At 72.0% G+C, this 10,658-nt stretch carries 1 protein-coding gene and 3 pseudogenes; all 4 read right to left on the reverse strand.

The features are described from left to right. Nucleotides 1-875: pseudogene (locus QH470_RS30600) on the reverse strand (beta-ketoacyl synthase N-terminal-like domain-containing protein); the annotation flags it as partial. Nucleotides 876-893: 18 nt separating this feature from the next. Next, nucleotides 894-6,098, reverse strand: a pseudogene (locus tag QH470_RS30605) (type I polyketide synthase); the annotation flags it as partial. 116 nt (nucleotides 6,099-6,214) lie between these two features. After that, on the reverse strand, nucleotides 6,215-10,270 hold the full coding sequence (locus QH470_RS30610) for an SDR family NAD(P)-dependent oxidoreductase (protein ID WP_280275848.1): 4,056 nt from the start codon (nucleotides 10,268-10,270) through the stop codon (nucleotides 6,215-6,217). Nucleotides 10,271-10,294: 24 nt separating this feature from the next. Beyond that, nucleotides 10,295-10,645, reverse strand: a pseudogene (locus tag QH470_RS38350) (type I polyketide synthase); the annotation flags it as partial. Nucleotides 10,646-10,658: the final 13 nt, after the last annotated feature.

Consider the following 10,658-nt stretch of genomic DNA (forward strand, 5'->3'; position numbering starts at 1 on the left):
GGTCCGTTCGGCGCCGTCACACCATTCGACGCACCATCCTGATTCACCGCCGAACCACGCACCACCGCAAAAACCTCATGACCATTACGCACAGCATCCGAAAGCTTCTCCACCACAAGAACACCCACACCCTCACCCCAACCCACACCATCCGCCCCCGCCCCAAACGACTTACACCGCCCATCCGACGCCAAACCCCCCAACCGCGAAAACTCCACAAACACCTCCGGCGTCGCCAACACCGTCACCCCCACCACCAACGCCAACGAACACTCCCCCACCCGCAACGACAACCCCGCCTCATGCTACGCCACCATCGACGACTAACACGCCGTATCCACCGACACCGCCGGACCCCGCAACCCCAACACATACGCCAACCGACCCGACACCAACGACCCCGCCTGACCCACCAACCCATAATCGTGATACATCACCCCCGCAAACACACCCACACCACCACCCCGCAAACCCCACGGATCAAAACCACCCACCTCCAACGCCTCCCACCCCACCTCCAACACCAACCGCTGCTGCGGATCCAACCCCACCGCCTCCCGCGGCGACACACCAAAAAACCCCGCATCAAAACCACCCACCCCCTCCACAAAACCACCACACCCCACCCCCGAACCACCCACCACACCCCACCCCCGATCCACCGGAAAACCACCCACCACATCCCGGCCACCCGACACCACACCCCACAAACCCTCACCCGACACCACACCACCCGGAAAACGACAACCCACACCCACCACCGCCAACGGCTCACACCAAGCGTCGCGCAATTCCTGATTGGCGGCACGCAGCTGCTCGACCTCGAGCAATGATTTGCGCAGCGCTTCGACGATTCTGCTGTCCGAGTTCGCCATGCTGTCCCTCTTTTCCGGCTACTGCTCGAATTCGGTGTTGCCGAGCGCCAATCGGATCAGGTCGGCCTCGCTCATGTCCTGAATGCTCGACGCGGTGCGCTGCTCGGGCGCCGGGGTGTCCCCGGCCAATTCGAGCAACCGATCGAGTAGCCCCGAGGCGCGCAGCGCGGCCGGCGGGATCGCGGCGATCGCGGCCCGGATTCGGTCGTCGTCGTCCGCGGCCGGGCCGGTGTCGCCCAGCAGGCCGGTGATGAATTCGGCCATGGCGGCGGAGGTCGGGTGATCGAAGGCGACCGTGGCCGGCAGCGACAGTCCCGTCGCGGCGCGCAGGCGGTTGCGCAGTTCCACCGCGCTCAGCGAGTCGAATCCGAGGTCGAGGAACGGGCGGTGTGGGTCGATATCGCTCGCTTCGGGATAGCCGAGAATGGTCGCGGCCTCGGCGGTGACGAGGTCGAGCACGGCCTGTCGGCGCCGCTTTCCGGTCAGTCCGGCGAAGGACGCGCGCGGTGCCCGGTCGCTGGTCGCGACGGGCCGGACGGGCCGGCGCACCAAGCGTTCCAGGATCGGCGGTACGAAGCCGCCGCGCTCGAGTGCGGCGTGGTCCAGTCGCGCGGCCACCGCGACGGGCAGGTCCGACCCGATGACGCCGTCGAGGATCGACAACGCCTGGGCGGCAGGCATTTCCAGCAGTCCGGCCCGAGCCATCCGCTGCCGGTCCGTTCCGGCCAGCCGCCCGGCCATCCCGTCGCCCGCCCAAGGCCCCCAGGCGATGGATGCGCCGGGAAGTCCACGCGCGCGGCGGTATTCGGCGAGGGCGTCGAGGACGGCGTTGGCGGCGGCGTAGTTGCCCTGGCCCGGGCCGCCCAGTACGCCCGATACCGAGGAGAACAGGACGAACAGCGACAGGTCGAGGTCCGCGGTGAGTTCGTGCAGATGCCAGGCCCCGAGCACCTTGGGCGCGAACACCTTCGCGATCCGTTCGGCGTCCAGTGATTGCACCACCGCGTCGTCGAGGACGCCCGCGGTGTGCACCACGCCCGACAGGGGCGCGTCGGCCGGGAGGGTGGCGAGCGCCTTGCGCAGCGACTCGCGGTCGGCGACGTCGCACGACTCGATGCGCACGGTGGCACCGGCCGCAGTCAGCTCGGCGGCCAGCTCGGCTGCCCCGTCCGCCGAGGGGCCACTGCGGCTGAGTAGCAACAGGTTCCGGACGCCGGACGCGCTCACCACGTGGCGCGCGACGGTCGCACCGAGTCCACCGGTGCCGCCGGTGATCAGCACCGTGCCCGGGACGGGGTCGCCGCCGGAACCAGGTAGTGGCGCGCGGGCCAGTCTGGGCACCCACACCGCGTCGCCGCGCACCGCCAGCTCCGGTTCGCCCGTTGCGAGCAGTGCGGCCGGATCGATGTCGTCGGTGTCCACATCGGCCACGACGATCCGGTCGGGGTTCTCGGCGCGTGCGGCGCGCGCCAGGCCCCAGACCGCGGCCCCGGCGAGGTCGGAGATCGACTCGCCGGGTGTGGCCACCGCGCCGCGGGTCAGGATCAGCAGGCGGGCGTCGGTGAGGCCGGGAGCCGACAGCCAGCGCTGCATCGCGCGCACCAGGCGGGCCGTCCGGGCGGCCGCCGCCCCGAGGTCCGGTTCCGCCGGGTCCACGCACCGGACGACGATCGCGTCGGCGGCCGCGGTCACGTCGTCGTCTCCCGTCCACTCCACGATCGACAGATGCGTGGACGGTGGCAGCGGCCGGCGCAGCCACTCCAGCCGGAAGACCGAATCATGTTCCGGGGCAGGCGGATCGGCAATCTCCAGTGCGGTCGGGCGGCCCGCCACCGACCGCGCCGTGAGCACCGGCCGGCCCGCCGCGTCCGCGATCCGCACGGTCATCTTCGACGATTCGCCCGACAGCGCCACCCGCAGCCGCGCCGCCCCGGCCGCGTGCAAGGTGACCTCGCTCCAGGCGAAGGGCATGAGCGGCTCGTCGGTCGCGGCCAGTCCGATGTGCAGCGCCGCGTCCAGCAATGCCGGGTGCAGCCCGAATGCCGCGGGCTCCGCGGCCGCGGCGGCGGGCAGGGCGACATCGGCGAACCACTCGCCGCCGCGGCGCCACGCGGCCGTCACGCCGCGGAACGACTCACCGTAGGCGTAGCCGCGCGCGGCCAGGACACGGTACAAGTCGTCCACGTCGATCGGTTCGGCCTCCGCGGGCGGCCACCGGGTGAATTCGCCGTCCGCCGGACCCGGTTCCTTCCCGAGCAGGCCGCGTGCGTGCAGCGTCCACTCCGCGCGCCCGCCCGTGCGACCGGAATGAATGGTCACCACGCGGCCATCGGCATTCTCCGCCTCGACCACGACCCGGATCTCGAGCCCCTCGTCGGGCACCCGCATCGGAGTGTGCAGCGTGAGTTCCCGCAGCGCCCCGTATCCCACATCGTCGCCCACGCGAATCGCTAGCTCCACCAAGGCCGTTCCGGGCAGCACGGCCCTGCCGAAGACCAGGTGATCGGCCAGCCAGGGCTGTGCCGCCGGGGCGACCCGGCCGGTGTAGATCACGGCGCCGCTTCCGGGATCGTCCAGTGCCGCCGACAGCATCGGGTGCTCGATCGCCCGCATCCCCGGCCCGGCCGCACCGGCCGCCGACCACCAGTAGCGGCGGTGCTGGAACGCGTAGGTGGGCAGGTCGATCGGGACGGACGCCGCCGCGGAGAAATAGCGGGGCCAGCGCAGGTCAACACCTGCCGCGAAGGCGCGCGCCGCACCTTCGACGACGGTATCGGTTTCCGGCCGCCCGGCACGCAGCACGGGCACGACGGCCGCCGCGTCGACCGCCTCGGCGATCAGCGCCGACAGTCCGCCGTCCGGTCCGACCTCGACGAACCGCGTCACGCCCGCCGACGAGAGGGCGCGCAGGGCGGCGTCGAATCGTACGGTCTCACGGACGTGCCGGACCCAGTACGCGGCGGTGCCGTAGCCCTCGCCGCCGATATCACCGGTCACGGTGGACACGATCGGAATCCGCGGGGCGGTCGTGGCGATTCCGGCGATCGCGGCGGCGAATTCGTCGAGCATGGGTTCCATCAGCGCCGAGTGGAAGGCGTGCGACACCCGCAGGCGCGAGGTCTTGCGGCCGCGCGCGGCGAACCACGCGGCGACATCGCCGACCGGGCCGGAGTCGCCCGAGATCACCACCGAGTCGGGACCGTTGATCGCGGCGATCTCGACGCCGTCCGTCAGGTGCGGCGCGATCTCGGCCGCGGCCGCCCGCACCGCGACCATCGCCCCGCGCGCGGGCAGCGCCTGCATGAGCCGCCCGCGCGCGGCGACCAGCGTCACGGCGTCGTCGAGCGACAGCACACCGGCGACATGAGCCGCGGCGATCTCACCGACCGAATGGCCCATGACGAAATCCGGTGTCATTCCCCAGGATTCGAGCAGCCGGTACAGCGCGACGGCCATGGCGAACAAACCGGCCTGCACGTATCCGGTCCGGTCGAGCAGGTCCCGATCCGTACCCCACACGACCTCGGCCAGCGAGATGTCGGCGTCGCGGCGCAGCGCGGTGACGACCTCGTCCCACGCGGCGGCGAAAACCGGTGAGGCGTCGTACAACTCGCGCCCCATGCCGAGCCGCTGCGAGCCCTGTCCGGCGAAGACGAACGCGGTCGTGCCCGGAACCACCTGTCCCGTCACCACATTCGCCGTCCGTTCACCGGCCGCCAGCGCCGTGGCCGCCGCACGCAGTTCCGCCCGCCCCGTGCCGAGCAGGACCGCGCGGTGCTCGAACGCCGAGCGCCGGGCCAGCGCCGCGCCGATGTCGGTCGGCGCGAGTTCGGTTCGGGCGTCGAGGTATTCCACCAGCCGGCGGGACCGGTCGCGCAGCGCCCGCTCGGTGCGGCCCGCGAGCATCCACGGAATCCGGGGCAGGGCCGGCACCGGCGGCGTTCGGGGTTCGGGGTTCGGCGCCTGTTCGAGCACGACGTGTGCGTTGGTGCCGGACAGCCCGAACGAGGACACGGCCGCCCGGCGCGGCCGGTCCCCGCCGCGCCACCGCTGCGCCCGGGTCGGCAGCGCGACCGCGCCCGCCGACCAATCGACGTGCGGCGAGGGCGCGTCGGCGTGCAGCGTCGGCGGCAGGGTGCCGTGCCGCATGGCCTGAATCATCTTGATCACGCCCGCTACGCCCGCCGCGGCTTGGGTATGTCCCATGTTCGACTTGATCGACCCCAGCCACACCGGCCGGTCCGCCGCGCGGTCCCGCCCGTAGGTCGCCAGGACCGCCTGCGCTTCGATCGGGTCACCGAGCGTGGTCCCGGTGCCGTGCGCCTCGACGACGTCGATATCCGCCGCGGTCAACCGGGCCGCGGCCAGCGCCGCGCGGATCACGCGCTGCTGCGCGGGCCCGTGGGGGGCAGTCAAGCCGTTGCTCGCGCCGTCCTGGTTGACCGCCGAGCCGCGCAGCACTGCCAGTACCTCGTGTCCGTGGCGGTGAGCGTCGCGCAGCCGCTCGAGCACCAGGATGCCGACGCCTTCCGACAAGCCCACGCCGTCGGCGCCCGCGCCGAAGGATTTGCACCGGCCGTCCGGCGCCAGGCCGTGCTGCCGCGAAAAGCCCAGCAGCATACCGGGAGTCGACATCACGGTGACGCCGCCGGCGAGCGCCAGCGAACATTCCCCGCCGCGCAGCGACTGCGCGGCGACGTGCAATGCCACCAGCGAGGAGGAGCACGCCGTATCCACGGCTATCGCGGGACCGGTCAGGCCGAGCGTGTAGGACACCCGGCCCGGCAGCACCGAACCCCCGTTGGTGGTCAGCAGATAGTCGGCGATCTCGGCCGGCGCCTCGCTCATGCGCGGCAGGTAGTCCCAGGAGAACGAGCCGACGAACACTCCGGTGTCGGTGCCGCGCAATGCCTTCGGGTCCAGACCGGACCGTTCGAGCGCCTCCCACGACACTTCGAGCACCTGCCGCTGCTGTGGATCCATGACCCGCGCCTCGCGGGGCCCGATGCCGAAGAAGCCCGCGTCGAACTCGGCGACATCTGCCAGGAAGCCGCCGTACCGCGTGGAGGTGCGCCCGGCCCGGCCCGGTTCGGGATCGAACAGCCCGGGATCCCAGCCCCGGTCGGCAGGGAACTCACCGATCACGTCGCGCCCTTCGGCGACCATCTCCCACAGTTGTTCCGGCGTCTCGATGCCGCCGGGGAACCGGCACGCCATGCCGACGACCGCGATCGGTTCGGCGGGCCGCGCACGCAATTCGTCGTTCTCGCGTTGTAGCGCGTGGTTCTCCTTGACCGCGATCCGCAGCGCGGTGAGCAGTTCCTCCTCGGTCGGCACCGTCACTCACCGCCGCTCGTCCGGCGCGGCCCGGCGAGAACGTGGCGGACCAGCGCTCCGGCGTCCATGCTGTCGAATTCGGCTGTGCCGGAATCGGATACGGGTGTCGGGACTGCGCCGGTCGCGGTGTCGCTCGCCGCCTGCTGCCCGAGGCCGAGTTCGGTGACGAGGTGATCGGCCAGTTCCTCGGGTGTGGGGTGGTCGAAGACGAGGGTGACCGGTAGCGGCAGCCCGGTCTCGGACCGGATCCGTTCGCGGAACTCCATGGCGCTGAGCGAGTCGAATCCCAAGTCCTGGAAGGTGGACAGCACCGGCACCTCCGCGCTCGATCGGTAGGACAGCACCGCCGCGACGACGCCACGCACCAGCTCCCGCAGCTGGTGGCGCCGTTGCGCGACAGTGAGCGGCCGGAGTCGCTCACGCAAGGCCGCTTCCCGGTCGGGCCCGGCGGCGACCGCGCGGGCCGGGGCCGCCGTGAGACCGCGCAGCTGCGCCGGGAGGTCTCCGGTACGCACCCGCAGCGCGGCCCGGTCGACCGCCATCGGGACGACGACCGCCTCGTCGGCCGCCAGCGCCGCGTCGAGCAGCCGCAGCCCCGACGCCGTCGGCAGCGGCGCGACACCCTGCCGCCGGATGCGCTGGGCCTGTTGCTCACTCACCTCGGTGCCCATGCGGGCGTCCGCCCACGGCCCCCACGCGAGCGAGGTCGCGGCCAGCCCGTGCGCACGGCGGTGCGCGGCCAGCGCGTCGAGGAAGACGTTCGCCGCCGCGTAGGCGGCTTGTCCACCGGCGAGGATCAGCCCGCCGACGGAGGAGAACAGCGCGAACAGCGACAGGTCGCGGTCGCGGGTCAGTTCGTGCAGATGCCAGGCCCCGTCGGCCTTCGCGCGCAGCGTGGCGTCCAGCCGGTCGGCGGTGAGTCCGGCGACGACACCGGTATCGAAAAGGCCTGCGGCATGGACGATTCCGGTGAGCGGCCGGTCGTCGGGAATCTCGGCCAGTACCCGGGCGAGCGCGTCCCGGTCCGCGACATCGCAGGAGACGATACGGACGCGGGCCCCCTTGCCGGCCAGGTCGGCGGCCAATTCCTCGGCGCCCGGCGCGGATTCGCCCCGGCGGCCGATCAGGACGAGGCTGCCCGCGCCGTAGGCGTCGACCAGGTGACGGGCGACGAGCGCGCCCAGTACCCCGGTGCCGCCGGTGATCAGTACGGTGCCCGTCCGGAGCCGCTCGATCGGGACCGCCGGGGTGTCATCGTTGTCGGTGCCGGGTACCGCGGACAGCCGCGGCACCCACACCTGACTATCGCGTGCGACCATCTCCGGTTCCCCGGTGGCCGCCAGCCGGGCCGGGTCCACGGTGTCGTCGGTGTCCGCCAGCATGATTCGGCCCGGATGTTCGGCCTGAGCCGATCGCACCAGGCCCCACACCGGCGCGACGGCGAGGTCGTGGACGTCCTCGCCGGGCCGCGCGACCGCACCCCGGGTCAGCACCAGCAGGCGGGCGGCATCGGGATCCGCGGACCACCGCTGGATTACCTCGAGCAGATCCGCGAGCCGGTGCCGGGCGCCGGTCAGCGTCTCCGTGCCGCCGGGCGCGACGGGAACCACCACGGTGTCGCCGCTCGATCCCGCGGCGGGCCATTCGCGCAGGTTGTCGCCGTTGGCCTCGGCGGCCGGGACGGGCTGCCAGACGGTCGTGAACAGCGCGCCCCGCACCTGGCCCGAGGCATTCAGCTGGTCCGGTGTGAACGGCCGTCCGATGACGGACTCGACTGTCAGCACCGGGTTGCCGGAGGGGTCCACCGCGCGCAGCGACATCCGTCCGGGACCCTGCCGGATTCCCGTGGCTCGCAATTCGCTCGCGTGCGAGGCGTGCAGGGTCACGCCCGTCCATGCGAAGGGCAGCACCAGGTCGCCGCCTTCCAGCAGCGCCGGATGGGTGGCCGCGTCGAGCAGCGCCGGGTGCACGGCATAGGCGCTCGCGTCGGTATCCGCCGCGCCGGGCAGCGCCACTTCGGCGAAGGAGCGCTCCCCGTGCCGCCAGGCCGCACGAACACCGCGGAAGGCCGGACCGTACTCGTAGCCTAGTGCGGCCAGGTCGTCGTAGTCGTTGCCGAGGTCCACCGGCGCGGCGCCGGACGGTGGCCACGGTGTCGAATCCGGCGGCGGGACAGACGTATTCGTCGCGGCCAGGGTGCCTTCGGCATGCGTCGTCCAGTCGTCCGCGTCGTCGCGGCACGAGGCGATCCGCACCGACCGTTCGCCCGCGGCCGTGTCGCGCACGAGCACGTGCAGCCGGACGGCGGCGTCGGGCGGGATCGGCAGCGGCACGTGCAGGGTCAGCTCCCGGATGGTGGTGCAGCCCACCTCGTCCGCGGCGCGCAGGGCCATTTCCACGAACGCGGTGCCCGGCAGCAGCGGCCGGCCGAGGATCGCGTGGTCGGCCAGCCACGGGTGGGTTGCCAGCGAGAGCCGCCCGGTCAGCCGGACCTCGGTGGTGCCCGGTTCGTCGAGTGCGGCCGACAGCAGCGGGTGGTCGATCGGGCGCAGTCCGTGTCCGGTCGCGTCCCCGGTCGCCGGCCGGGCCTGCCAGTAGGTGCGGTGTTCGAACGGGTAGGTCGGCAGCGCCGTGCCGTGCGGCCTGCGGGGGTAGAGGGCGGTCCAGTCGACAGTGTGTCCCGAGGTGTGCAGCGCGCCGAGCGCCTCGTGTACCGATCGCGGCTCGGGCCGGTCCGGCCGCAGCAGGGCGATCGTGGTGGCGGTGGGGGCGGTCTCGGTGATGTGGCCGGTCAGCCCGCTGTGCGGGCCGATCTCGAGGTAGCGGGCGGCCCGCCGGTCGGCGAGCGTCGCGATGCCGCGGCCGAATCGGACGGTGTCGCGCACGTGGCGGACCCAGTATTCGGCGGTACCGTAGCCGTCGCCCGCGAGTTCGCCGGTCAGGTTGGCGGCCAACGGGATACGCGCGGGAGTGGGGGCGATACCGGCCAGCGCGGTGCGGAGTTCGTCGAGCACCGGTGTCATGGCGGCGGAGTGGAAGGCGTGCGATACCGCGAGCGTCTTGGTGCGGTAACCGGCTGTGCCCGCACGCTTTTCCAGCCTGCCGACCGCGTCGACCGGTCCGGCGACGACGGTCGCGGCGGGGCCGTTGACCGCGGCGATCTCCACGTCCTCGGCCAGCAGCGGCGCCACGTCCTGCTCGGCGGCGTGCACGGCGAGCATGGCGCCGCCGGACGGCAGCGACTGCATGAGCCGGGCGCGGGCCGTGACGACGGTGGCGGCGTCGGACAGGGTCAGCACTCCGGCGGCGTGGGCGGCGGCGATCTCTCCGATGGAGTGGCCGATCACGAAATCCGGTAGCACGCGCCAGGATTCGAGCAGTCGGAAGCCGGCGACGTGCAACGCGAACAAGGCCGTCTGGGCGTGCAGGGTGCGGGTGAGGTCGTCGGCCCGGTCACCCCACGCGATGTCGCGGACCCGCAGGCCGAGCGCGTCCTCGACCTCGTCCCAGGCTTCGGCGAAGACCGGGTGGGCGGCGTGGAGTTGCCGTCCCATCCCGAGGCGCTGCGAGCCCTGGCCGGTGAACACGAACGCCGTCTTCCCGGCGGTGCCGGTGGCTGCGTGCCCGTCGAGATCGGTCAGGCCGTCGAGCAGTTCGGCCGTGCTGTCGCCGGTGATCACCGCGCGGTGCTCGAACGCCGTGCGCCGGGCCAGTGCCGCGGCGACATCGGCGGCGTCCAGACCTGGATTGTCGCGCAGGTGCGCGCGCAGCCGGGAAGCCTGCTCGGACAGCGCATTACGGGTGCGTGCCGACAGTGCCCACGCCACGATCGACGGGCGGGCGGGGCGCGGCGGCCGCTCGGGGCGCGGCGGCTCCTCCAGAATGACGTGGGCGTTGGTGCCCGAAATTCCGAACGACGACACCGCCGCCCGCCGCGGACGCCCCAGATCCGGCCACGGCTGCTGCTCGGTCAACAGGCGCACATGACCCGACGACCAATCCACATGCGGCGTCGGCTCGTCCACATGCAACGTCTTCGGCAGAATCCCGTGCCGCATAGCGTGAATCATCTTGATCACGCCCGCAACACCGGCCGCCGCCTGTGTATGACCCATATTCGATTTCACCGAACCCAGCCACAAGGGCTCGCCCGAGAAATCCCGCTGTCCATATGTCGCGAGAATGGCATCGGCTTCGATCGGGTCGCCGAGTGTGGTTCCGGTGCCGTGGCCTTCCACGACATCGATATCCGAGACGGAAAGTCCCGCGTTCGCGAGAGCCGCGCGAATTACCTGTTGCTGTGCTGGTCCGTTCGGCGCCGTCACACCATTCGACGCACCATCCTGATTCACCGCCGAACCACGCACCACCGCAAAAACCTCATGACCATTACGCACAGCATCCGAAAGCTTCTCCACCACAAGAACACCCACACCCTCACCCCAA

The sequence above is a fragment of the Nocardia wallacei genome, assembly GCF_029868745.1.
GTDB lineage: Bacteria > Actinomycetota > Actinomycetes > Mycobacteriales > Mycobacteriaceae > Nocardia > Nocardia wallacei_B.

Bases quoted from the DNA above. Each gene is read 5' to 3' on its own strand.
- QH470_RS30610 (WP_280275848.1), bottom strand. From the start codon at position 10,270: ATGCGGCACGGGATTCTGCCGAAGACGTTGCATGTGGACGAGCCGACG.